General features: G+C 65.6%; 34 protein-coding genes. 14 read left to right on the forward strand and 20 right to left on the reverse strand.

Annotated features, from left to right (window positions below; all coding sequences use genetic code 11):
- Positions 1 to 375: 375 nt before the first annotated feature.
- The 7 genes from grxD to leuC form a co-directional block, all read right to left on the reverse strand.
- Positions 376 to 705, reverse strand: coding sequence for a Grx4 family monothiol glutaredoxin (gene grxD, locus Ga0102493_RS04610; protein WP_034904326.1), 330 nt, complete (start codon positions 703 to 705; stop codon positions 376 to 378).
- Between the two features lie 53 nt (positions 706 to 758).
- Entirely contained in the window at positions 759 to 992 is a 234-nt protein-coding gene (locus tag Ga0102493_RS04615; protein WP_034904323.1) for a BolA/IbaG family iron-sulfur metabolism protein, read from the reverse strand.
- Between the two features lie 23 nt (positions 993 to 1,015).
- Complete coding sequence (locus Ga0102493_RS04620; RefSeq protein ID WP_034904320.1) at positions 1,016 to 1,336, reverse strand: DUF1476 domain-containing protein; 321 nt, start codon at positions 1,334 to 1,336, stop codon at positions 1,016 to 1,018.
- A 90-nt stretch (positions 1,337 to 1,426) separates the two neighbouring features.
- Positions 1,427 to 2,422, reverse strand: coding sequence for an NADPH:quinone oxidoreductase family protein (locus Ga0102493_RS04625; RefSeq protein ID WP_034904319.1), 996 nt, complete (start codon positions 2,420 to 2,422; stop codon positions 1,427 to 1,429).
- A gap of 25 nt (positions 2,423 to 2,447) precedes the next feature.
- Positions 2,448 to 3,047, reverse strand: a complete 600-nt coding sequence (gene leuD, locus Ga0102493_RS04630; RefSeq protein ID WP_034904317.1) for a 3-isopropylmalate dehydratase small subunit — start codon at positions 3,045 to 3,047, stop codon at positions 2,448 to 2,450.
- Positions 3,048 to 3,093: 46 nt separating this feature from the next.
- Positions 3,094 to 3,303 (reverse strand): hypothetical protein, encoded by a 210-nt coding sequence (locus Ga0102493_RS04635; RefSeq protein WP_034904314.1) that lies wholly within the window; start codon positions 3,301 to 3,303, stop codon positions 3,094 to 3,096.
- 69 nt (positions 3,304 to 3,372) lie between these two features.
- Positions 3,373 to 4,815 (reverse strand): 3-isopropylmalate dehydratase large subunit, encoded by a 1,443-nt coding sequence (gene leuC / locus Ga0102493_RS04640; RefSeq protein ID WP_034904547.1) that lies wholly within the window; start codon positions 4,813 to 4,815, stop codon positions 3,373 to 3,375.
- 122 nt (positions 4,816 to 4,937) lie between these two features.
- On the opposite strand from leuC, the gene Ga0102493_RS04645 reads away from it, so the two are divergent.
- From Ga0102493_RS04645 to Ga0102493_RS04655, 3 genes are all read left to right on the forward strand, one after another.
- A complete protein-coding gene (locus Ga0102493_RS04645) occupies positions 4,938 to 5,387 on the forward strand; it encodes an acyl-CoA thioesterase (RefSeq protein WP_174544532.1) in 450 nt (149 codons plus the stop codon).
- 95 nt (positions 5,388 to 5,482) lie between these two features.
- Complete coding sequence (locus Ga0102493_RS04650) at positions 5,483 to 6,262, forward strand: fatty acid desaturase (protein ID WP_051698026.1); 780 nt, start codon at positions 5,483 to 5,485, stop codon at positions 6,260 to 6,262.
- Entirely contained in the window at positions 6,259 to 6,774 is a 516-nt protein-coding gene (locus Ga0102493_RS04655) for a sterol desaturase family protein (RefSeq protein ID WP_034904311.1), read from the forward strand. Before Ga0102493_RS04650 ends, Ga0102493_RS04655 begins: the two co-directional genes overlap by 4 nt.
- A gap of 3 nt (positions 6,775 to 6,777) precedes the next feature.
- Here Ga0102493_RS04655 and Ga0102493_RS04660 read toward each other — a convergent pair whose 3' ends face one another.
- From Ga0102493_RS04660 to Ga0102493_RS04715, 12 genes are all read right to left on the reverse strand, one after another.
- Positions 6,778 to 7,125, reverse strand: a complete 348-nt coding sequence (locus Ga0102493_RS04660) for a YbaN family protein (protein WP_034904309.1) — start codon at positions 7,123 to 7,125, stop codon at positions 6,778 to 6,780.
- A 4-nt stretch (positions 7,126 to 7,129) separates the two neighbouring features.
- Entirely contained in the window at positions 7,130 to 7,543 is a 414-nt protein-coding gene (locus tag Ga0102493_RS04665) for a SufE family protein (RefSeq protein ID WP_034904306.1), read from the reverse strand.
- Positions 7,544 to 7,599: 56 nt separating this feature from the next.
- A complete protein-coding gene (locus tag Ga0102493_RS04670; RefSeq protein WP_034904304.1) occupies positions 7,600 to 7,857 on the reverse strand; it encodes a hypothetical protein in 258 nt (85 codons plus the stop codon).
- Positions 7,854 to 8,204, reverse strand: a complete 351-nt coding sequence (locus Ga0102493_RS04675) for a hypothetical protein (RefSeq protein WP_051698023.1) — start codon at positions 8,202 to 8,204, stop codon at positions 7,854 to 7,856. Before Ga0102493_RS04675 ends, Ga0102493_RS04670 begins: the two co-directional genes overlap by 4 nt.
- Positions 8,201 to 8,467 carry a hypothetical protein gene (locus Ga0102493_RS04680; RefSeq protein WP_034904301.1) on the reverse strand — a complete coding sequence of 89 codons (267 nt, stop codon included), beginning with the start codon at positions 8,465 to 8,467 and terminating at the stop codon, positions 8,201 to 8,203. Before Ga0102493_RS04680 ends, Ga0102493_RS04675 begins: the two co-directional genes overlap by 4 nt.
- Positions 8,467 to 8,802 carry a hypothetical protein gene (locus Ga0102493_RS04685; RefSeq protein WP_034904298.1) on the reverse strand — a complete coding sequence of 112 codons (336 nt, stop codon included), beginning with the start codon at positions 8,800 to 8,802 and terminating at the stop codon, positions 8,467 to 8,469. The genes Ga0102493_RS04680 and Ga0102493_RS04685 overlap by 1 nt, the downstream gene beginning before the upstream one ends.
- The gene (locus Ga0102493_RS04690; RefSeq protein WP_034904296.1) at positions 8,802 to 9,155 is read right to left on the reverse strand and encodes a hypothetical protein; all 354 of its coding nucleotides are present in this window, start codon (positions 9,153 to 9,155) and stop codon (positions 8,802 to 8,804) included. The genes Ga0102493_RS04685 and Ga0102493_RS04690 overlap by 1 nt, the downstream gene beginning before the upstream one ends.
- Positions 9,155 to 9,466 carry a hypothetical protein gene (locus tag Ga0102493_RS04695; RefSeq protein ID WP_034904295.1) on the reverse strand — a complete coding sequence of 104 codons (312 nt, stop codon included), beginning with the start codon at positions 9,464 to 9,466 and terminating at the stop codon, positions 9,155 to 9,157. Before Ga0102493_RS04695 ends, Ga0102493_RS04690 begins: the two co-directional genes overlap by 1 nt.
- Positions 9,467 to 9,499: 33 nt before the next feature.
- Positions 9,500 to 9,874: an envelope stress response membrane protein PspC gene (gene pspC, locus Ga0102493_RS04700; RefSeq protein WP_034904292.1), complete on the reverse strand. Its 375-nt coding sequence runs from the start codon at positions 9,872 to 9,874 to the stop codon at positions 9,500 to 9,502.
- Positions 9,871 to 10,182: an envelope stress response membrane protein PspB gene (pspB, locus tag Ga0102493_RS04705; RefSeq protein ID WP_034904291.1), complete on the reverse strand. Its 312-nt coding sequence runs from the start codon at positions 10,180 to 10,182 to the stop codon at positions 9,871 to 9,873. Before pspB ends, pspC begins: the two co-directional genes overlap by 4 nt.
- 3 nt (positions 10,183 to 10,185) lie before the next feature.
- Complete coding sequence (pspA, locus tag Ga0102493_RS04710; protein WP_051698094.1) at positions 10,186 to 10,995, reverse strand: phage shock protein PspA; 810 nt, start codon at positions 10,993 to 10,995, stop codon at positions 10,186 to 10,188.
- 224 nt (positions 10,996 to 11,219) lie between these two features.
- Positions 11,220 to 11,420 (reverse strand): hypothetical protein, encoded by a 201-nt coding sequence (locus tag Ga0102493_RS04715; RefSeq protein ID WP_034904290.1) that lies wholly within the window; start codon positions 11,418 to 11,420, stop codon positions 11,220 to 11,222.
- Between the two features lie 188 nt (positions 11,421 to 11,608).
- Between Ga0102493_RS04715 and pspF the strand changes: the two genes are divergently transcribed.
- From pspF to rbfA, 10 genes are all read left to right on the forward strand, one after another.
- Positions 11,609 to 12,661 (forward strand): phage shock protein operon transcriptional activator, encoded by a 1,053-nt coding sequence (gene pspF / locus Ga0102493_RS04720; RefSeq protein ID WP_034904289.1) that lies wholly within the window; start codon positions 11,609 to 11,611, stop codon positions 12,659 to 12,661.
- An 85-nt stretch (positions 12,662 to 12,746) separates the two neighbouring features.
- Positions 12,747 to 13,088, forward strand: coding sequence for a hypothetical protein (locus tag Ga0102493_RS04725; RefSeq protein WP_034904288.1), 342 nt, complete (start codon positions 12,747 to 12,749; stop codon positions 13,086 to 13,088).
- A 148-nt stretch (positions 13,089 to 13,236) separates the two neighbouring features.
- Positions 13,237 to 13,749, forward strand: coding sequence for a PilZ domain-containing protein (locus Ga0102493_RS04730; RefSeq protein WP_034904285.1), 513 nt, complete (start codon positions 13,237 to 13,239; stop codon positions 13,747 to 13,749).
- Positions 13,750 to 13,970: 221 nt separating this feature from the next.
- A complete protein-coding gene (locus tag Ga0102493_RS15900; RefSeq protein WP_034904283.1) occupies positions 13,971 to 14,276 on the forward strand; it encodes a hypothetical protein in 306 nt (101 codons plus the stop codon).
- 202 nt (positions 14,277 to 14,478) lie between these two features.
- Positions 14,479 to 15,048 (forward strand): ribosome maturation protein RimP, encoded by a 570-nt coding sequence (rimP, locus tag Ga0102493_RS04740; RefSeq protein WP_034904281.1) that lies wholly within the window; start codon positions 14,479 to 14,481, stop codon positions 15,046 to 15,048.
- On the forward strand, positions 15,048 to 16,736 hold the full coding sequence (nusA, locus tag Ga0102493_RS04745) for a transcription termination factor NusA (RefSeq protein ID WP_034904278.1): 1,689 nt from the start codon (positions 15,048 to 15,050) through the stop codon (positions 16,734 to 16,736). Before rimP ends, nusA begins: the two co-directional genes overlap by 1 nt.
- On the forward strand, positions 16,717 to 17,499 hold the full coding sequence (locus Ga0102493_RS04750) for a DUF448 domain-containing protein (RefSeq protein ID WP_069297461.1): 783 nt from the start codon (positions 16,717 to 16,719) through the stop codon (positions 17,497 to 17,499). Before nusA ends, Ga0102493_RS04750 begins: the two co-directional genes overlap by 20 nt.
- Positions 17,500 to 17,516: 17 nt before the next feature.
- Positions 17,517 to 20,066 (forward strand): translation initiation factor IF-2, encoded by a 2,550-nt coding sequence (infB, locus tag Ga0102493_RS04755; RefSeq protein ID WP_034904275.1) that lies wholly within the window; start codon positions 17,517 to 17,519, stop codon positions 20,064 to 20,066.
- Between the two features lie 15 nt (positions 20,067 to 20,081).
- Positions 20,082 to 20,519 carry a PaaI family thioesterase gene (locus Ga0102493_RS04760; RefSeq protein ID WP_034904272.1) on the forward strand — a complete coding sequence of 146 codons (438 nt, stop codon included), beginning with the start codon at positions 20,082 to 20,084 and terminating at the stop codon, positions 20,517 to 20,519.
- The gene (gene rbfA, locus Ga0102493_RS04765; RefSeq protein ID WP_034904269.1) at positions 20,519 to 20,923 is read left to right on the forward strand and encodes a 30S ribosome-binding factor RbfA; all 405 of its coding nucleotides are present in this window, start codon (positions 20,519 to 20,521) and stop codon (positions 20,921 to 20,923) included. The genes Ga0102493_RS04760 and rbfA overlap by 1 nt, the downstream gene beginning before the upstream one ends.
- Before the next feature lie 3 nt (positions 20,924 to 20,926).
- Here the strand turns inward: rbfA and Ga0102493_RS04770 are convergent, their stop codons facing one another.
- On the reverse strand, positions 20,927 to 21,514 hold the full coding sequence (locus Ga0102493_RS04770) for a YceI family protein (RefSeq protein WP_034904267.1): 588 nt from the start codon (positions 21,512 to 21,514) through the stop codon (positions 20,927 to 20,929).
- Between the two features lie 129 nt (positions 21,515 to 21,643).
- On the opposite strand from Ga0102493_RS04770, the gene Ga0102493_RS04775 reads away from it, so the two are divergent.
- Positions 21,644 to 22,243, forward strand: coding sequence for a thymidine kinase (locus Ga0102493_RS04775; RefSeq protein ID WP_034904264.1), 600 nt, complete (start codon positions 21,644 to 21,646; stop codon positions 22,241 to 22,243).
- Positions 22,244 to 22,256 lie beyond the last annotated feature (13 nt).

Consider the following 22,256-nt stretch of genomic DNA (forward strand, 5'->3'; position numbering starts at 1 on the left):
ATTAAGTGGAAATCCATTTTTGGCACGCTGTCTGCATCGAGGAGGGCAGCCCGAGTGGTCTTCGATGAGGCGAGACCTTTTCTGGTCTCTGGGTCTCGCCTCCCCGTTATAAAGAAACCGCCCCGCAGTGCTTAGCGGGGCGGTTTTTTTGTGGCTGCCCGAGGATGCCGGGTGGGGGGCGGTCCGGCCCGCTTGGTTTGCGACTTGAACGGCAGTGCGTGCGCGCGCTTGCGACGCGTCAGGCCTGCAATTTCCAATGATCGCGTCTGCAGGACCATCGGCGCTCACCGATGCCGAAGGCGCCGAAAGGCCGACTGGCCGCCCGCAGGCCCCGTCCGGGCCGACGAGAACGCGCGCCGGATGACGCGCGAAGGATCAAGACGCCTTGGCGACCCCGTTCTCGGCGAGCATGGTCTGGAGTTCGCCCGCCTCGAACATCTCCTTCATGATGTCCGAACCGCCGACGAATTCGCCCTTGACGTAAAGCTGGGGGATGGTCGGCCAGTCGGAATAGGCCTTGATCCCCTGGCGGATTTCCATGTCCTGCAGCACGTCGACGCTTTCATAGGCGACGCCGCAATGGTCGAGAATGTTCACCGCGAGGTTCGAGAAACCGCATTGCGGGAAGAGCGGGGTGCCCTTCATGAAGAGGACGACGTCATTGTCGCCGACGATGGTGGAGATGCGCGAATTGATGTCAGCCATGGCGTGAAGCTGTCCCTCGATTTGGCAGTGGTTGGTCGATACGTCCCGGCGAATTAACTGGGAACGACGGTCGTCACTTGCAAGGCGTGCAGTTCGCCGCCCATCTTCTCGCCGAACGCGGCATAGACCATCTTGTGCTGCTGCACCCGGCTTTTCCCGGCGAATTGCGGCGCGATGACGCGCGCGGCCCAATGGTTGTCGTCGCCGGCGAGGTCGGTCAGTTCGACCGTCGCTCCGGGCAGTTCCTGTTCGATCGCGGCCTTTATGTCCTCGCCTCGCATGGGCATGAGCAGCGCTCCCTTTTCTGGTCTTACTGTCCGGCGATCTGGCGGCGCGCCTCGATCGCCATTTCGTCCAGCTTGGCCCGGATTTCCGCTTCGGTCACGTTGGCATCGGCGGCGGTGAGATCGCCCAGCAGCTTGCGGATCACGTCCTCGTCGCCTGCTTCTTCGAAATCGGCCTGCACGACGGCCTTCTTGTAGGCGTCGGTTTCCTCTTCGGTGAGGTTCATGAGGCCCGCCGCCCATTCGCCGAGCAGCCGGTTGCGCCGCGCCGCGACCTTGAAGGCGGTTTCCTGGTCGAACGCGAACTTGGCTTCCTCGCCGCGCTGGCGGTCCTTGAAATCGGTCATTGTGGGTCCCTTCCCGTAAGATGTCGCCGGTGAGAGATAAGGCCCGCTGCCGCCGGGGACAAGCGGGCAATCCCGGCGATCTTCACCCGATCACACGGTGACGACGAGCTTGCCCACCGCCTCGCGGTTTTCCAGCTTGGCGATTGCCTCGCCTGCGCGTTCGAGCGGGAAGGTTTCCGACACCAGCGGGTCGATCTTCCCGGCTTTGAGCATGTCGAACAATTCCTCCACCTGCTGGCGGAATTTCACCGGTTCGCGCGCGGTGAAGGCGCCCCAGAACACCCCGCAGATGTCGCAGCTTTTGAGCAGGGTGAGATTGAGCGGCATCTTCGCGATCCCCGCCGGGAAGCCGACGACGAGAAATCGACCTTCCCACGCTATGGCGCGCAGGGCCGGTTCGGAATATTGCCCGCCGACGATGTCATAGACCATGTTCGCGCCTTCGGGGCCGCAGGCCTCCTTGAATTTCTGGCTGAGCTCCTTGGAGGCGGCCTTGTCCATATCGTCCTTGGGATAGATCACGACGGCATCAGCGCCCGCTTTCCGGGCGACCTCGCCCTTCTCCTCCGAGGAAACGGCAGCGACCACGCGCGCGCCGAAAGCCTTGGCAAGCTCGACCGCCGACAGGCCGACGCCGCCCGCCGCGCCGAGGATAAGCACCGTGTCGCCTTCCTTGATGTGCCCGCGATCCTTCAGCCCGTGGATCGTCGTGCCGTAGGTCATCAACAGGCTCGCCGCCTTTTCGGGCGCGACCCCATCGGGGACGGGGAACATCCGGTTCGCCGGGACCACGACCTTTTCAGCCAGGCCGCCATTGCCGATGCCGGCCATCACCATGTCGCCGACCTTGAAACCCTCGACCCCTTCGCCGATCGTCAGGATCGTGCCGGCGATCTCGCCGCCGGGCGAATAGGGGCGCTCCGGCTTGAACTGGTAGAGGTCGCGGATCATCAGCGTGTCGGGATAATTGATCGCGCAGGCCTTCACCGCGACCAGCACCTCGCCCTTGCCGGGGCTGGGCGCGTCGATCTCGTCGAGCGTGAGGGTCTCGGGTCCGCCGACCTGGTGGGTGCGGATGGCTTTCATGGGGTCTCTCTCCCGTCTGTTCGGTTCAGGTGTCGGTTCCGCGCGCGAGCCAGCCCTGCTGGCCAGCGCGCGCATTCTCATAGGCGGCGATGGCATCGCTCGATTCGAGCGTGAGCGCCACCTCGTCGAGCCCGCCCATCAGGCAATGCTTGCGGAAAGGGTCGATCTCGAAGGTGAAGCGGTCCTGGAACGGCGTGGTGACGGTCTGGCTTTCGAGGTCGACATGGATCGTCTCGCCTTCGCGCGCGACGTCCATCAGCCGGTCGACCGCTTCCTGCGGCAGGACAACGGGAAGGATACCGTTCTTGACCGCATTGCCGGAAAAGATGTCGGAATAACTCGGCGCGATCACGACGCGGACGCCCATGTCCAGCAGCGCCCATGCGGCGTGTTCGCGGCTCGACCCGCAGCCGAAATTGTCGCCCGCAATCAGGATCGGCGCGCCCGCGTAATCGGGATCGTCGAAGATGTTGCTGGGTTCCGCCCGGATCGATTCGAACGCCCCTTCGCCAAGCCCGTCGCGGGTGATCGTCTTGAGCCATTTGGCCGGGATGATGACGTCGGTGTCGACGTTCTTCGCGCCGAAGGGGATCGCGCGGCCTTCGATCCGGACAAGTTTCTCCATGGCGTTCCTCGCGCTTTTTCAGCCCTTTCCAGCGGGCGGGGGGGACTCAGTCGGTTTCGGGCTTTTCGCCGGAAGGCACGGTGTCCTTCTGGCCCGAGGCGGTCGGTTCGCCGCCCGACTTCTTCGCAAAGCGTCGCCCGGCATAGAGCAGGGCCGCCGCGATGGCGGCGGAGCCGATGGCGGCCGCGCCTATCGTTGCCGCTCCCGCACCGGACTTCTTCGAGTCCTTTTTCTCGTCTTTCGGTGTCTTGGTCATGGCTTGTCTCATGCTCCCCGCACAGCCCGCTTGCAAGGGTCTTGCGACCGCTGCGGCGCGGCTTTGCGGTCAGGTGTATTCGCGCACGTCGGCAAGGTGTCCGGCGACCGCCGCCGCCGCCGCCATGGCGGGGGAGAGCAGGTGCGTGCGCGCGCCCGGTCCCTGCCGACCGACGAAATTGCGGTTGCTGGTCGAGGCGCAGCGTTCGCCCGCGGGCACCTTGTCGGGGTTCATGCCGAGGCAGGCCGAACAGCCCGGCTCGCGCCATTCGAAACCGGCTTCGGTGAAGATCCGGTCGAGCCCTTCCTCCTCGGCCTGTTTCTTGACGAGGCCCGATCCCGGCACGACGATCGCCCAGCGCACATTTTCGGCCTTCTTGCGGCCTTCCAGCACCTTCGCCGCGGCGCGCAGGTCCTCGATCCGGCTGTTGGTGCAGCTGCCGATGAAGACGTTCTCGATCGGGATCTGCGTCATCGGCGTGCCCGGTTCGATGCCCATATAGGCAAGGCTGCGCTTCGCCGCCTCGCGCTTTCCGGCATCGGCGAAACTGTCGGGCGAGGGGACGCTGCCGGTGATCGCGATGACGTCTTCGGGGCTGGTGCCCCAGGTCACCGACGGCGCGATGTCGGCCGCATCGATGGTGACCGACTTGTCGAATACCGCGCCCTCGTCGCTCTTGAGCGTGCGCCAGTAAGCAAGCGCCGCGTACCAGTCCGCGCCCTTGGGCGCCATGGGGCGGCCCTTGAGATAGCGGAACACGGTTTCATCCGGCGCGATCAGGCCGGCACGCGCGCCCGCCTCGATGCTCATGTTGCACACGGTGAGGCGCTGCTCGACGCTCATCGCCTCGAACACCGCGCCGCGATATTCGATCACGTGGCCCGTTCCGCCCGCAGCGCCGATTTGGCCGATGATGTGCAGCACCACGTCCTTTGCCGTCACGCCGGGGGTAAGGTCGCCATCGACGCGCACCTCCATCGATTTCGACCGCTTGAGCTGGAGGGTCTGGGTCGCGAGAACGTGTTCGACCTCGCTCGTCCCGATTCCGAAGGCGAGCGCGCCGAGGCCGCCATGGCTGGAAGTGTGCGAATCGCCGCACACGATCGTCGCGCCCGGCAGCGAGAAGCCCTGTTCCGGCCCGACGACATGGACGATCCCCTGTTCGGCATCGGCATCGCCAATATAGCGGATGCCGAATTCGGGCGCGTTGCGTTCCAGCGCTTCCAGTTGCGCCGCGCTCTGCGGGTCGGCGATCGGTACGCGCGCGCCCTTCGCATCGCGCCGTGCGGTGGTCGGCAGGTTGTGATCGGGCACCGCCAGCGTCAGTTCCGGGCGCCGAACCGGGCGGCCCGCCTTGCGCAGGGCCTCGAAGGCCTGCGGGCTCGTCACCTCGTGGACCAGGTGGCGGTCGATGTAGAGAATGTCGGTCCCGTCCTCGCGGCTTTCGACGAGATGCGCGTCCCAGATCTTGTCGTAGAGCGTGCGCGGCGTCGCGCGGGCGGTATCGTCCATGGTCATGTTCCTGATTGCGGTGCCTCGCGATTAGCGGCGAAGCGGCGAGGCGTGCAAGACGGAGGTTGATCGCCTGGCAATTAGTCATGGAATTGCAAAGCATGATGGGTTAATTGACAATCATGTCAGCACGGCCCCATTCCCATCCCATTACGGTCGAGCCCGAGGACATCGATTTCATGGGGCATGTCAACAATGCCCGCTATCTCAACTGGGTGCAGGATGCGGTGCTTGCGCACTGGAACAAGCTCGCCCCGGCAGAGGATGTCGCGAGCAAGGCCTGGGTCGCTCTCAAGCACGAGATCACCTACCGCAAGCCCGCCTTTCTCGACGACGACGTGATCGCGAAGACCGTGCTCGAACGCTATAACGGGGCGCGCGCGTTCTATCACACCGTGATTCACCGGGGGGAGGACGTGCTCGCCGAGGTCAGGTCGAGTTGGTGCTGCATCGATGCCAAGACCCTGCGCCCGGCCCGGATCGGGGAGCATCTGCGCGAATTCTTCTTTCCCGAACCCGATAGCGACGGACACGAAAGCGTCCGTCCGGTGGATGAGCGCGAGGCAGGTTGAACCCTCCCGCATCGCTCCGCGCGCGCAATACCGTTTCGCCAGCTTGCAATTGCGCTGCCCCCGGCGGCGGTTTATCGCAACCGCGTGAAAGGTTCATGCGTATCTCACCCGTGACCACGCGCCATTTTTCCCTCCCCGGACGCACCGAGCAGGGGGCCATTGGCCTCGCGCTTGCCGCCGCCATTGCGGGCGCGTGGCTGGGGATCCATGCCTATTCCATGTATGTCTTTGAATTGACGTGGGACAACTGGCCGCTCGCGCTCGTCATGGCGGCCGCGCAGTGCTGGCTTTCGGTGGGGGTCTTCATCGTCTGCCACGACGCGATGCATGGCAGTCTCGCCCCCGGCAAGCCTCGCATCAACCAGGCGATCGGCGCGGCGCTGCTGTTCCTTTATGCGGGTTTTGCGTGGAGGAAGATGCGCGATGCCCATTTTACCCATCACAAGATGTCGGGCCGCGCGGGCGATCCCGATTTCGATGAGGAGCATCCCTCGAGCTTCCTTAACTGGTACTGGACGTTCTTCAAACGCTATTTCGGCTGGCAGAGCCTGCTGTTCGTGCACACGGTCGTCGGGATCTACTGGTTCGTGCTGGACATTTCCTTCATCCAGATCTTCGCACTCTATGGCGCGCCCGCCTTGCTGTCCTCGCTCCAGCTTTTCTATTTCGGTACGTTCCGCCCGCATTACCACGCGCCCGGAAAGCCTTTCGCCGACCGCCACAACACCCGCAGCGACCGTTTCGGCACGCTTGCCTCTCTGGCCTCCTGTTTCCACTTCGGCTATCACCTCGAACATCACCGCAGGCCCGACGTGCCATGGTGGGCCCTGCCGGGCGCGCGCCGGGCGGGCGTGGGAGAAGGAGTTTCGAAATGACCTGGCTCGAAGTGGGCCTCACTGTCCTTGCCGCGTTGATCGGCATGGAACTGTTCGCATGGTACGCGCACAAATACATCATGCATGGCTGGGGCTGGGGCTGGCACCGCGATCACCACGAGCCGCATGACAATGCGCTGGAAAAGAACGATCTTTTCGCGGTCGTCTTCGGCACGATCAACGCCGCCATGTATATCTACGGCGCGCTCTACTGGGACGCGCTGTGGTGGTTCGCGGTCGGGATCACGCTCTACGGGGTGATCTACACGCTGGTCCACGATGGCCTCGTCCACCAGCGCTATTTCAAGTGGGTGCCCAAGAAAGGCTATGCCAAAAGGCTGGTCCAGGCCCACAAGCTCCACCATGCCACCATCGGCAAGGAGGGCGGGGTGAGCTTCGGCTTCGTCTTCGCGCGCGATCCGCAGGTGCTGAAAGCCGAACTCAAGGCGCAGAAGGAAGCCGGCATCGCCAAGGTCCGCGAAAGCGCGACGCCGGATCGCGGCGCGGCCTGAGACCTATTCTTTGCGGGTGGCGATCCAGCCGCCGATGAGGACCAGAGCCCCGACCGAAAACCACACCCAGGGAAAGCCGATCGTCGCCCAGGTGAAAGCGACGCCGGCGACCAGGGTCGCTATCGCGGTAACCTTGGCGCGGCGCGAGATTGCGCGGCGTTCGCGCCAGTCGAGGATCTGCGGGCCCCAGGTGGGATGGTCGAGAATGCGCTTTTCCCATTCGGGATTGCTGCGCGCAAAGCAGAAGGCGGCGAGCAGCAGGAAGGGAACGGTCGGCAATAGCGGCAGCACGGCGCCCACCGCGCCGAGCGCTGCAAAGAGCAATCCGCCCGCAAGATAGAGCGGGCGCACCGGCTCAGGCGGCGGCGATCCGCGCGGCGTGTTCCTTCACCAGCGCGATCATGTTCGGCACCCCTTGCGTGCGGTTGCTCGAAAGCTGGTTCTTCAGGTCGAACGGGGCGAGCGCGCCGGTCACGTCCATCCCGGCGACTTCGCGCGCTGGCCTGTCCTGCACCGCGGAAATGACGAGCGCGACGATTCCCTTGGTGATCGCGGCATTGCTGTCGGCAAGGAAATGCAGACGGCCTGCTTCGTCGCCTCCGGTCGGATAGACCCACACGGCGGCCGAACAGCCGCGCACCAGGGTCGCATCGGTCTTGAGCGCATCGGGCATGTCCTCAAGCTCGCGGCCAAGCTCGATCAGGAGGCCATAGCGTTCGTCGCCTTCGAGGAATTCGTATTCTTCGAGAATGTCGTCGAGAGATCGCATGGGGCCGGATTTAATGGGACTGGCGGCTGTGTCCACCCTGCCTTTGCCCGCGAGGCTTACAGTTCGACCCCGCTTGCGATCGCCTCTAGCTTGCGGATCCGCTCGCGCAGGTCGGCGAGTTCGATACGGGCCGCGCCGACCGCGCCGCGCTGGTCCTCCGGCGTGTCGATCGACAGGCGCGCGGCATTGCGGGACCGCTCCAGCTCCTGGCGCTTGTAGTCGAGCCATTCGTGCCATGCGCGCAGCAGGGCAAAGGCGACGACGGCGAGGCCCACGAGGCAACTCGCTGCGATAACGATTACGGGGTCCATCACCTGTCCATGTCCTCCGTGTTCCTGTCCGGGCGGTCCTCCCGCGCGGCGCGGGTCGCGATATCGCCCCGCAGGCTCTCGATCTCCGCGGCAATGGCGCGGGCGCGCACCGCTTCGGAACTGTTGTTGTCGGTGGCGATGCGTTCGAGCACCTGGATGCGCTCGCGCAGTTCCTCGAGCTCGCGATTGTCGAGCGCGTCATCGTGCTGGACGGGCGAGCGGGAGGGCGCGCCGCCTTCGCCGAGGCGCCGGCGCAGTTCCTCGTTTTCCTGCTCGATCTGCTTGCCGAGATGACGCTCGCGCAGCCACAGGATGAGGAAGATGACGGCAAAGATGCTGAGCCAGCTCATTTCGTGGCCCCTCCATTCGCCTGCGCAGGGACGGCGCGCAGCGCCTCGATTTCCTCGGCGAGGTCGGCGGAGCGGTCGGTGGCAATCCGCTCCAGTACGCGTACACGCTGTTCGAGATCGCCCGGCCTGCCTTGCGGTCCGGTGTCTTCGCGGGCGATGCGGGCGCGCCGCAACCAGAGAAAGGCGATGCCGGAGCCTGCCGCCACAGCCAGTGCGGCGATGACCAGGCCGTCCATCATCAGCGCGGTATCGGGTCCGAACATCAGGCGGTCCCTTCGTCCTTGCGGTTCTCAAGCGCGTCGGTGCGCAGCTTCTCGATCTCGCCCGACAGGTGGTAGCCGCCATCGGTCACGATCCGTTCGACATTGGCGAGGCGGTCCTTCACCGAGCCGAGTTCGGCGCGCAGCTCGGCATTTTCCTGGGTGAGCAGGGTGACGCGCCGCTTCGCCTCGTTGTCGGTGACGGGCTTCAATTGCTGGCCCCACGATCCTTCGAGCGGATAGCCGTTCTTGACGCGCAGCCAGGTGGTGAAGACCCATCCGGCGGTCCCCGCAAGGGCGATGGCGACAAGCGCTTCGGTGGTGATTGCATCGAGCATCAGCGTGTCTCCTTGCTTGCAAGGTTCAGCGGCACGCCTGCATCCTTGCGGTTATCCCTCAGCGCCTCGATCTCCTCGGAGAGCGAATAGCCGCGATCGGTGACGATCCTTTCCAGCACGATCATGCGGTCCTGCATCGCGTCGAGCTTGTCGTGGAGCGCGCGGTTTTCCTCGCGCAGCCGCTTCGTCTCGGCGCTGTCGGCCCCGGCTGTTTTCGGCGCGGTCTTGCCGCCCCATTCATCCTCGAGCTCGTAGCCGTGCCTGGCACGGATCCAGTTGTTGATGACCCATGCGCCGTAGCTGACCGCCATGATGGCGATGACGAAGCCGGGGCCTCCCTGCAGCCAGTCCATCACGCCTTCTCCCTGCTTTCGAGGCCAAGCGGCACGCCCGCATCTCTGTCCTCGACGCTGCGGGTGTCGCGCAGCGCCTCGATCTGGGTGGCGATGTCGTAGCCGCGGTCGGTAACTATGCGTTCGAGCACCTTCACGCGGTCCTCGAGCTGCTGCACCTTGGAGGCGTATTGCGCTGCCTTTTCGGCGGTGCTGCTGGCGGTCGCCTCGACTTCCATCTTCGCGATCTTCTGGCGGTGCGAAGTCCAGATCGCGAGGCTCGGTATGCCGAAGATCATGATGACCGCGACAAGGCCTATGAATTCACCCATTGCTCAAGTCCCCTCTCTTGTCGTCGAGCCGGATCAGCGCAGCCGCTCGATCTCGGCGGTGAGGCGCGGATTGCTGCTCACGTAGTGCGCCTCAACATTGGCGAGCCTGCGGTCGATGTCGCGAAACTGCGCGCGGATCTCGCGGGCGGTGCGGTGCGGGCTCTGGCGCACGCGCTGCCAGTATTTCTGTTCGCCTTCGTCGCGGTAGAGATGCGGCGGCTTCTTGTTGAGGATGAAGCCGGCGACGAAATAGGCGAGGATCGGCCAGCCGAGCGTGATCGACAGGACAACGAGACCCAGCCTGATCCAGACCGCATCGACGCCGGTATAGTCGGCGATGCCGGAGCACACGCCCATGAGCTTGGCATTGTGCTTGTCGCGGTAAAGCTTGGTGCGAGGGCTGTTCACGGGCGGGCTCCTTTCTTCTCGGCCATCATGCGGTCGAGTTCGCGCAGTTTCTGGTTGTCGGTTTCCTGGTCGGCGACGAGCCGCTTGACCGGGGTGAAGGACGGATCGTCGTCGGCAACGAGACGCTCGACCGTGTCCATCCGTTCATCGAGCCGCCTGGCGAGGCTGTAGAGTTCCTCCAGCAGCACCTCGTCGTCGGAGGTGATGGTCGCGGCGGTTTTCCACTTGGTCACGTAATGCAGGATGATCCAGGGCAGGCCGATGAAGATCGACCCGAAGAGAATAAACGGGACGAGGATGTCTTCCATGACTTATTGTTCCTTCTTCGGCGCGTCCTTGCCGAGCGCCTTTTTCATCTGTTCGAGTTCGTCATCGACCGCATCGTCGCCGGCAAGCGCGGCGATCTCGTCCGAAAGGGTGGGCTTGCCGCCTTCCGCGATGCGCAGCGCGTCGGCGCGCCCTTCGGCGTAATCGACCCGGCGTTCGAGCTGGTCGAACCGGGCGAGCGCCTCGTCGGTGCGTTCGGTGCTCATCAAGGTGCGCAGCTTGACGCGGTTCTCCGCGCTTTCGAGACGGGCGGCGATCGCGCTCTGGCGGCTGCGCGCTTCGCGCAGGCGGTGCTGCAGCTTGGCGATGTCGTCCTCATAGGCGCGCAGGGCATCGTCGAGCACGGCGATCTCGGCCTTGAGCTGGTCGGCGGTGTCGGCCGCCTTCTTCTTCTCGACCAGCGCCGCGCGGGCGAGGTCCTCGCGGTCCTTCGACAGCGCAAGCTGCGCCTTTTCGGCCCAGTCGGCCTGGAGCTTGTCGAGCTTGACGCAGTGCCGGTGCATTTCCTTCTGGTCGGCGATGGTGCGCGCCGCGCTTGCCCGGACCTCGACCAGGGTCTCCTCCATTTCGAGGATGATCATGCGGATCATCTTCGCCGGGTCGTCGGCATTGTCGAGCAGGTCGTTGAAATTGGCCGCGATGATGTCGCGGGTTCGGCTGAAAATGCCCATGAAGGCTACTCCATCTAGGAACGAATTGCTGCGGGGCCGGGCGCGCGAGGCGTCGTTTTGGCTGCCGCCCCGTTCGCCGCGCCCGCCGCGCGGGTTCTGCGTCGGGGTGGGGCTGGTGCGCAAGGCCTCGATTTCGGCGTCGAGCCGCGAAAGCTTTCCGCCCGATTCCCGCTCATCCGATTCCCGGCCACCGGATCCGCGGGGGTTCCGGACCGGAGAAAGGCCGCCATCGTCGCGGGTCTGCGACGCGCTCGCCCCGGCGGCGGGATCGCCTGTGCGGGTGGCGGGCTCGTTTCGCTCCGGTCTGAAAGAGGTCTTGTCGTTGTGGTCGGTCATGGCGTTGGCGATCAGGCGATCTCGACGAGCGCGCTGACGGGCGCGCTGACGGCGGCACCGGCGACGCTCGCCGCGCTTGCCTCGCCGACCTGGGTGGTCAGGACCACCATCGCAGCCATGGCGAAGGTGCTGGCGATCGCGGCCTGGCCGAGCTTGCTGCCGAGAAACTCGTTCGCAAGCGGCGCTTTCGGATTGATCAGGCTCTTCAACATCTGGCGGGTCCTCCCGATTTGCGTGTCCGTGCGGCCCCATGCCGCCCGGTTCGCAGGTTGTGCCGGATGTTTTGCAATCCCTGTGCCAAACCACAAAAATCCCGGGATTCCGGGGGTTTGCGGGTGCCCTTCCTTTCCTGTGTTGGTTTCTGTTGCCAAGCATTGGGATTTTTCACTATATTTCGGTCATGGAGCGCGAAAACCAGTTCATCGGCCAGTCCGGCGCCTTTCTCGACGCGGTCGAGCGCGCCAGTCGCGCCGCCGCGCTCTCCCGCCCCGTTCTCGTCATCGGCGAGCGCGGGACCGGCAAGGAACTCATCGCCGAACGACTCCACCGCCTCTCGACCCGCTGGGACGAGCCGCTGGTGACGATGAACTGCGCGGCGCTGCCCGAAACCCTGATCGAGGCTGAACTGTTCGGCCACGAGGCGGGCGCCTTCACCGGTGCTACCAAGGCGCGCACCGGAAGGTTCGAGGAAGCCGACAAGGGGACGTTGTTTCTCGACGAACTGGGCACGCTTTCGATGGGCGCGCAGGAACGCCTGCTGAGGGCGGTCGAATATGGTGAAGTCACGCGAATCGGTGCCTCGCGCCCCGTCAGGGTCGATGTCCGCATCGTCGCCGCCACGAATGACGACCTGCCCGCGCTCGCCGAGAGCGGCGAATTCCGTGCCGACCTGCTCGACCGGCTTTCCTTCGAGGTCATCACCCTGCCGCCGCTGCGCGTGCGCGAAGGCGATATCGGTGTGCTCGCGGAATATTTCGGGCGGCGCATGGCGGCCGAGATCGAATGGCTCGGCTGGCCCGGCTTCGCCCCGCACGTGATGGACCAGCTCGAGAATTACGCCTGGCCGGGCAATGTGCGCGAACTGCGCAACGTGGTCGAGCGCGCGGTCTATCGCTGGGACGATCCCTCGATGCCGATCGCCCATGTCCAGTTCGACCCGTTCGACAGCCCGTGGAAGCCGCGCGCGCCCTCTCACCGGACCGCTTCCGCCACTGGCGGCGCCGCGCAGGCCGCGCCGCGGGCCGAGGACTTCGCCTCATCCGCCCCCTGCTTCGACGAGATCGAGGACCTGCGCGCCGCGGTCGACGCGCATGAGCGCGCGATCGTCGAACATGCGCTGGGCAGGCATCGCTGGAACCAGCGCCAGACCGCCCGCGCGCTGAACCTGACCTATGACCAGCTGCGCCACTGCATCAAGAAGCACGGCCTCATGGAAAGCGAAAGCGCGGACTGACCCCGGACCGGACGCTGCAAGGGCAACCTTCCCGCAAGGATTTCACGCTAGCACGACGCGACACAGCGCCTGCCGGGGAGCCACGATGCGCCTGCTTTCGGAGATGATGGACCACCTTTCGAGCACCGTGCGCCTGATTGCGGGCCTCATCACCCTGTGCGTGCTGGGTTTCGGCGGGATGATGACCTTCGGGGCTTCGGTGGTCGCTCCGCAGGTGGCCGGGGACTTCGCCGAGCGCGCCGAGAAAGTCAGCGAGAAGGCGATAGAGGCGCGGCTAGAGGCCGTGCGCGCGCGTGAACTGGCGCGCGATGGCTGGGGCTACAACGCCTCGACCGGCTCTGATGCGGCGGCAGGCTATGGGCCGGATCCCGATGTCGAGCGGCGTCGGCGCGCGGGCGAGGAAGAGATCGGCGGCTGGGCCGAATAGGCATGCTTGCGCACCTCCTTTCGCGGGCGCATCTCCCTGTTAACGTTCATCTTTTGCAAACCATTGCTTTTCCCTGTATTGTTTGGTTCCATAGCAGTGCGGGTGCGCGCCGGCAGCGGCGCCATCCCGACCGGGATGAGGGCGCGATTTGGCGGATCCTGAAGACAGGCCTGAAGAACCGAACGCGGCCGAAGGCGCACGCCCGGTCGGTTCCGGGCGCGGGCCGGACGCTGCCCTTGGCGGATTCGACAGGGACGGCGCGGATCAAGCCGCAGCGGGACTTCCGCCCATTGCCAATACCGGTCGCCGCTCCGCTGCGCGCCTGCGCGTCAGCCTTCCCGCGCGGCTGATTTCGATCGAGGGCGAACGCGCCTGCGTGCTCGTGAACCTTTCGCGCACCGGGGCGATGGTTGCGGTAGAAGGTCCGGTGCGCGTGGGCGAGAACGCGGTGCTCAGCTGCGCCGAGCTCGAAGCGTTCGGCGAAGTGGTCCGCGCCGATGGCGGGCTTTATGCCATGCGCTTCGATGACCTGATAAGCGAAGCCGAGGTGATTGCCATCCGGCGCCTTTACGACAATTTCGAGGAGCGCGAGCGGCGCTCGCTCGTCGACACGGTGCGAGACTGGGTGACGGGCGAAAGCGGCGATGAACGCTTGAAATGACGCGCCGCCCGCGTCGGCAATTCCCGGCCCGTACACCTTAGGGATTCCTGCGTAGGCCGCCGCACAAGGCGCTTTCACACGCAGGCCTAAAGCGGCGCGATGGCCGCGTCCTCTTCCTTCCGTCCGTTCGATGATCCCGGGTTCTGCCGTCCCGGCTCGCCGGCTGCGTCCGGCGTTACGACCGGGCGCCGGGGTGCGGCTCGGCATCCCGGGGGGGGCTGGTGACGCTCGGCGGGACCGAGCGGTGCGACCTCGTCGACCTGTCGTGCAGCGGGGCGCGGGTCGCGCTTACGAACGCGCTCGATGACCTGCTCGCGCCGGGCGACGGAGCTCTCCTGCGGGTCGCGGGGCTGGAGGCGTTCGGCGAGGTCGTGCGCCGCGACTCCTCTGCGATCGCCTTCGCCTTCGAGGAGAGGCTGGCCGAGGGCGACGTGCTCGCCGTGCGCCGCCATGCCGAAAGGCTGGCGGGCGACCCGACCAGCGCTCTGCGGCAGGCCGCGCACAACTGGGTGACCGGCGGGCGCTAGCGGCTGCGGCCGCAAACAGCGCCTGTCGGAGCCGTCCCGATCGCCCGGCGCCTTTGCTCTTGCCAAATCGTTCCGCCGCGATTACCTCCCGCATATCCCGACATCGTCGAGACTCTCACAAGGCTGGCGCCTCCGGGGGCCGGCGCGGAACACGTTTTGTCATCACTGGGGCTCACGAGCCCGGCGAAGCTGAGGAATAGGATTGGCCGACATCGAGCGTCTGACCGCGATCATCGAGCCCGAGGCGAAAGCGCTCGGATTCGATCTCGTGCGCGTGAAGATGATGCCGTCCGAAGCTGGCGACGGCGGGCAGGCGCTGCAGGTCATGGCCGAGGACCCGGCGACGGGCCAGCTCGTGATCGACCAGTGCGCTGCGCTTTCGCGGCGCATTTCCAACGCGATCGACGTGGCCGAGGAAGCGGGCGAGGTGCTGATCGAAGGCGCCTACCACCTTGAGGTTTCCAGCCCCGGCATCGACCGCCCGCTCACGCGCGTGCGCGACTTCGTCAACTGGGCCGGGCACGAAGCCCGGATCGTCATGGTCAAGGGCTATGAGGGACAGCGCACCTTGAAGGGCGAACTTGTCGGCATCGAGGGCGAAACGGTCGTCATCAACGATACGAAGGCGGGCGAAACGCGCCTGCCGCGCCAGCAAATCCACTCCGCCAAGCTCGTCCTCACCGACGCGCTGATCGCGGCGACGCGCCCGCTCGACACGAGCGGGGCGGACGAACTCATCGAAGAACTTGAAGAAGAGAAGGCAGACGACTGATGGCCAGTGCCATTTCCGCGAACAAGGCCGAATTGCTCGCGATCGCCAATGCGGTCGCCTCGGAGAAGATGATCGACAAGTCGATCGTGATCGAGGCGATGGAAGAAGCGATTCAGAAGAGCGCGCGCAACCGCTATGGCGCGGAAAACGACATCCGCGCCAAGCTCGATCCCCAGACCGGAGACCTCACGCTTTGGCGTGTCGTCGAAGTGGTCGAGGAGGTCGAGGACTATTTCAAGCAGGTCGACCTGAAGCAGGCCGAGAAGCTCCAGCCCGGCGCGCAGCTTGGCGATTTCATTGTCGACCCGCTGCCCCCGGTCGATCTCGGCCGGATCGACGCGCAGTCGGCCAAGCAGGTGATCTTCCAGAAGGTCCGCGATGCCGAGCGCGAGCGCCAGTTCGAGGAGTTCAAGGATCGCGCGGGTGAAATCATCACCGGCGTCATCAAGTCGGTCGAATTCGGCCACGTGATCGTCAATCTCGGCCGGGCCGAGGGCGTCATCCGCCGCGACCAGCAGATCCCGCGCGAAGCCGCCCGCGTGGGCGAGCGCGTGCGCGCGCTCATCACCAAGGTCGAACGCAACAATCGCGGGCCGCAGATCTTCCTGTCGCGCGCCGCGCCCGATTTCATGCGCAAGCTGTTCGCGCAGGAAGTGCCCGAAATCTACGACGGCATCATCGACATCAAGGCGGCCGCGCGCGACCCGGGCAGCCGCGCCAAGATCGGCGTGATCAGCTATGACAGCTCGATCGACCCCGTCGGCGCCTGCGTCGGCATGAAGGGCAGCCGCGTCCAGGCGGTGGTGCAGGAACTCCAGGGCGAAAAGATTGACATCATCCCCTGGTCAGAAGACACCGCGACCTTCGTCGTCAACGCATTGCAGCCCGCCACCGTCAGCCGCGTCGTTCTCGACGAGGAAGAGGGCCGGATCGAGGTCGTCGTGCCCGATGACCAGCTTTCCCTCGCGATCGGGCGGCGCGGCCAGAACGTGCGTCTCGCCAGCCAGCTGACCGGTCACCAGATCGACATCATGACCGAGGAAGAGGCCTCCGAGAAGCGCTCGAAGGAATTCGCCGAACGCTCCAAGATGTTCGAGGAGGAGCTCGACGTCGACGAAACGCTTTCGCAACTGCTCGTCGCCGAAGGTTTCGCCGAACTCGAAGAGGTCGCCTATGTCGAACTCTCCGAACTCGCCGCGATCGAGGGCTTCGACGAGGAACTCGCCGAGGAACTCCAGAGCCGCGCGATCGAAGCGCTCGAGAGGCAGGAAGAAGGTCACCGTGCCGCCCGCCGCGAACTCGGCGTCGAAGACGATCTCGCCGAACTCCCGCATCTCTCCGAAGCGATGCTGGTCACGCTCGGCAAGGCGGGGATCAAGACGTTGGACGATCTTGCCGATCTCGCCACCGACGAACTGATCGCCAAGAAGCGAGAGGCTCCGCGTCGCCGCAACAACAATGCGGACGGCCCGCCGATGCGTCGCCCGCAGCGCGAACAGGACAAGGGCGGGGTACTCGGCGAATACGGTCTGACCGAAGAGCAGGGCAACGAGATCATCATGGCCGCCCGCGCCCATTGGTTCGAAGACGAAGAGCCTCAGGCCGCTCCGTCCGGGTCCGAGAACGAGGAACCGGCCGCGAGCGAGCCCGACACCCAGGAGGCCGCCCATGCGGACTCCGACCAATGAGCGCCTGACGCACGACATCGACGAGGGCCCTGCTTCCGGCGCTTCCGGGAGCGAACGGCGCTGCATCCTGTCGGGAAAGACCTTCCCGCGCGAGGATCTGCTGCGCCTTGCCGTCTCTCCGCCGGACGCGGACGGGCTCAGCCACGTCCTGCCCGATCCGGGCGCCAAGGCGCCGGGGCGGGGTGCGTGGATCGTGCCCGACCGCGAAGCGCTTGAAAGCGCGCTCGAAGAGGGCCATCTGAAGCGAGCGTTGCTGCGCGCGTTCCGGGGGTCGAGACTGGCCATTCCGGACGATCTCGCCGGCCGCATCGAGGCGGCGCTTTCGCGCAGCCTCGCTGACCGGCTGGGGCTCGAACTGCGTGCCGGGCATGTCGTGCTCGGCTCCTCGCGGATCGAGGAACAGGCGAGGGCGGGGCGGATCGAGCTCCTGCTCCATGCCCGCGACAGCAGCGAGGACGGGCGCAAACGGCTCGACCAGGCCTGGCGCGTCGGGAGCGATGCGGAAGGCTCGGGGCTGCGCGGGGAGGTCTTGCCACTGGACCGCGCGGCGCTCTCTGTGGCATTGGGCCGCGACAATGTCGTCCATTTGGGGGTTTCCCACCCCCGCGGACAGGGGGCAGGCGGTTCCTCGCCGGCCTCGCGGGTTGCACATGCGGCAAGCCGCCTTTCGAACTACATGGCGGGCGCAGCGGAGCGATCCGGCGCGCATGCACTATCCGCCGGGACCGCCGATGCATCGGGCGTCGGCACAAGGAATACGTGAAGGAATAACGAGCCATAATGAGCGACGATAACGAAAAACGCACCCGCAAGCCGTTGGGCCTCAAGCGCGCGGTGGACGCTGGCGAAGTCAAGCAGACCTTCAGCCACGGCCGCACGAACAAGGTCGCGGTCGAGGTGAAGCGCCGCCGCAAGCTTGTGAAGCCGGGCGAGGCCGCGCCTGCGCCCACTCCCGCGCCCGAACCCGAGGCCGCGCCCGCTCCCGCCCCGGCTCCCGCGGCGAAGAAGCCCGCGCCTGCTCCCGCCAAACCGAAGGCTCCGGCCGGCGAAACCCCGCAGGAACGCGTGAAGCGGCTGCAGCGCGAGGCCGAGGAAGAACGCCTGCGCCTCGCCGAGGAAGCGAGAAAGCGCGAGGACGAACAGGCGCGCAAGGCCGCCGAAGAGGAAAAGCGCCGCGCCGAAGCGAACCAGAAAGCGCAGGAAGACGCCGAAAAGCGCGCCACCGAGGAAGCGAAGGCCGAGGCCGAGGCTCCTGCAGAGGTCGAGAGCCCGGCTGCGGAACCCGCCGCTGCCGACGCGCCCGCTGCAAAGCAGGATTCCGTGCCCGCAGCGCGCAAGTTCACGCCGGTCGCCCGGCCCGAGCCCAAGCGTCCGGAAAAGAAGAAGAAGGAAGAAAAGCGTCCTGCCCCCAGCACCGGCGGCAAGGACAAGCGCCGTTCGGGCAAGCTCACCGTCACCCGCGCTCTGAACGAGGACGAGGGACGCCGTGCGCGGAGCCTCGCCGCACTGAAGCGGGCGCGTGAGAAGGAACGCCGGATGCAGGGCGGCGGCTCTTCCAAGCCGCGTGAAAAGCAGGTCCGCGACGTCGTCGTGCCAGAAGCGATCACGGTGCAGGAGCTCGCCAACCGCATGGCCGAAAAGGGTGCGGACCTCGTCAAGGCGCTCTTCAACATGGGCATGATGGTGACGGTCAACCAGACCATCGACGCCGATACAGCCGAGCTGCTGGTCGAGGAATTCGGCCACAACATCAAGCGCGTGTCCGAAGCCGATATCGACATCATCCCGACCGAGGACGACGATCCGGAAGATACGCTGAAGCCGCGCCCGCCGGTGGTCACGATCATGGGCCATGTCGATCACGGCAAGACCAGCCTGCTCGATGCGCTGCGCGGAACCGACGTGACCAAGGGCGAGGCCGGCGGCATCACCCAGCACATCGGCAGCTACCAGGTGACGACCAAGAACAAGGACAAGATCACCTTCCTCGACACGCCCGGCCACGCCGCCTTCACCGAAATGCGCGCGCGCGGGGCGAATGTCACCGACATCGTCGTGCTCGTCGTGGCGGCCGATGACGGGATCATGCCGCAGACGATTGAGGCCATCAATCACACAAAGGCCGCGGGCGTCCCCATGATCGTCGCGATCAACAAGGTCGACAAGGACGAGGCGAAACCCGACAATGTGCGCAACCGCCTGCTCGAACACGAGGTCATCGTCGAGAAGCTGTCGGGTGACGTGCAGGATGTCGAAGTCTCGGCCAAGACCGGTGCTGGCCTCGACGAACTGCTCGAGGCGATCGCGCTCCAGGCCGAACTGCTCGAACTCAAGGCGCGCCCCGACCGCGATGCCGAGGCGACCGTGATCGAAGCGCAGCTCGACAAGGGCCGCGGCCCGGTCGCAACCGTGCTGGTGACGCGCGGCACGCTCAAGCGCGGCGACACCTTCGTCGTCGGCACCGAAAGCGGCCGCGTGCGCGCACTTGTCGATGACAGCGGCAAGCAGATCAAGGAAGCCGGCCCCTCCATGCCGGTCGAAGTGCTCGGCCTTGGCGGTGTGCCGTCGGCGGGCGACCAGCTCACCGTGGTCGAGAACGAACAGCGCGCCCGCGAAGTTGCCGAATATCGCCAGGAAAAGGCGACGGAAAAGCGCACCGCGCTCGCTCCGACCAATTTCGACACGATGTTCAACAATCTGAAGGCGAACGTGATCGAATGGCCGGTGCTGGTGAAAGCCGACGTGCAGGGCTCGGTCGAGGCGATCGTCAACGCGCTCCACAACATCTCGAACGACGAGATCAAGGTGCGCGTTCTTCACGCAGGCGTCGGTGCGATCACCGAAACCGACGTGTCGCTGGCGGCGGCGTCCGGTGCCCCGATCATCGGCTTCAACGTGCGCCCCAATGCCAAGGCGCGCGACCTGGTGAAGCGCGATAACGTGCGGATGATGTATTACGACGTGATCTACCACCTCACCGAGGAGGTCGCGAAGGAAATGGCGGGCGAACTCGGTCCGGAACGGATCGAGACGGTCGTCGGCCGCGCCGAGGTCAAGCAGGTCTTCCCGGCCGGCAAGAAGGACAAGGCCGCCGGCCTCCTCGTCATCGACGGGGTCATCCGCAAGGGCCTGTTCGCGCGTCTCACCCGGGAGGATGTCATCGTCTCCGCGACCAAGATCGCCTCGCTCCGCCGGTTCAAGGATGACGTGGACGAGGTCCGCGCAGGGCTCGAATGCGGCGTGGTGCTGGAGGATACGAACGACATCAAGGCCGGCGACAATCTGGAAGTGTTCTCCGTCGAGGAGCGCGAGCGGACGCTCGAGTTCTGATTAGCGGAGCGCTGAATGAGCGAAGCTGGCTTTTTCCCCGAGGATCATCACACCTCGCCTCATACCGCGCTGCTCGGCTCGGAATTCGTGGGCTGGGACGAGGCGACGCAGACCGCGACCATGCGCTTCACCGTGAAGCGTGAGATGACCACCTGGCGCGGCGGCGTGCAGGGCGGGCTGGTCGCGGGCTATCTCGACGATGTCATGGGCTATGCCTATGTCGCCGCTACCGGGGGCGAGCAGGCGCCGCTCAATCTCGACCTTTCGATGAGCCTCATCCGGCTCATCCCCGAAGGCCCGCTGATCGCCACGGGCAGGGTGGTGAAGGCGGGGCGCAAGGTCGTCTTCCTCGAAGGCGAACTCTATTCCGAGGACGGCAAGCTGATGGCCCGCGCGACGTCGACCGCGTTGCCTACCCCGCGCCCTTCGCCGGAATCGACAGGAATGCTGTGATGGTTCGCAAGCAGGAATACACCGCCGAACAGCATTCGGTCCGCGTCCTCAAGGTGGGCGAGCGGGTGCGGCATATCCTGTCCGAACTGCTCGCCCGGCGCGAAGTGCATGACGAGACGGTGAGCGCGGCGAACATTTCCGTGACCGAAGTCCGCATGACCCCGGACCTGCGCCATGCGACCGCTTACGTGAAGCCGTTGCTGGGGCAGGGCGAGGACGAGATCGTGACCGCGCTGAGGCAGAACACCGCCTTTCTCCAGCGCGAGGTGGCCAAGCGGCTGGGCCTCAAGTTCGCGCCGAAGCTCAGGTTTTGCAAGGATGAAAGCTTTGCCGAGGCTGACCGCATAGAGGCGCTGCTGCGCGATCCCAAGGTGGCGCGCGACCTCGATGGCGAAGAGGAATAGAGCCTAGCGCGGAACCATCCGCGCGCGCAGTTCGATGTCGACCTCGTTGCCGACGATCAGCTGGTAGCTTTTCATGCCGTAGTCGCGCCGGTCGATCGTCGTCTTGCCGGTAAAGCTGATCGGCGCGCCCACCGCCTTGGCCGGGGGGCTGTCGAACCTGACGGCGAGAGTTTGCGGCTTGCTGACCCCGCGTGCGGTCAGCATCCCCTCGAGCGTGCCTTCGAGCGGGTTCGACATCCTGAGCGAGCGTCCGACAAAGCGGATCTTGGGATAGCGGTCCACCCAGAAGAACTTCTCCCCCCGCAGGCGCCGCAGGGTCACGCGGTCGGGCGCCTCGATCGCCTCGGCATCGAAGGTCACGTCGATCACCGCGCGTTCGGGCGCATCTGGGACGATCGTGACCGCGCCTTCCATCCGGGGAAAGCGCGCGGTCTTGCTGGCGAGGCCGAAGAAAGGGACGCGGGCCGACACGTCGCTCGCGCTCGAATCGAGCCGATAGTTGAGCGCGCCGGAGCCGGGTTGCTGCGCCAGCGCAGCAAGCCCGCCGAACAGCGCGACGAGCGACAGCAGGAAAAGTCGGAGGCCATGCATTCTATGTGCGTCCCTTCGCGAACCTAACCCATGATAGCGCAAAAGGTTTCGTCCGGGGAATGCTTTCCACGCCCGTCTGGCGCGCCCCCTGCTCCCCCGCTAGGACGAAAACGCGCATGGGAGGGCCCTTTGGCGAAGCTCTATTTCTATTATTCGAGCATGAATGCGGGGAAGAGCTCCTCGCTGCTCCAGGCCGATTTCAACTATCGCGAGCGCGGCATGAACACGATGCTGTGGACCGCCGCGCTCGATACGCGCTCGCAAGGCATGGTGAGGAGCCGCATTGGGCTGGAGGCCGGCGCGCATCGTTTCGGGCACGATACCGACCTCTTCAGCGCGATCTCGGTCGCACATGAGCACGAGGATGCGAACCAATTCGGCAGCAAGGGGCTCGACTGCGTGCTGGTGGACGAGGCACAGTTCCTGACACCCGCGCAGGTCTGGCAGCTCGCCCGCATCTGCGACGAAGTCGGTATCCCGGTGCTGTGCTATGGCCTGAGAACCGATTTCCAGGGCGAACTCTTTCCCGGCTCCGCCGCGCTGCTTGGCATTGCGGACGCGCTCGTCGAACTCAAGGCCGTGTGCCATTGCGGGCGCAAGGCGACGATGAACCTGCGCGTCGATGAAGCGGGCGATCCGATCCGCGAGGGCGAGCAGACCGCGATCGGCGGCAATGAAAGCTATGTCGCCTTGTGCCGGCGGCACTTTTCCCGGGCTCTCGCGCGCTAGGCATATGGCGCGG

This window comes from Erythrobacter litoralis (genome assembly GCF_001719165.1).
GTDB classification, from domain to species: Bacteria; Pseudomonadota; Alphaproteobacteria; order Sphingomonadales; family Sphingomonadaceae; genus Erythrobacter; species Erythrobacter litoralis.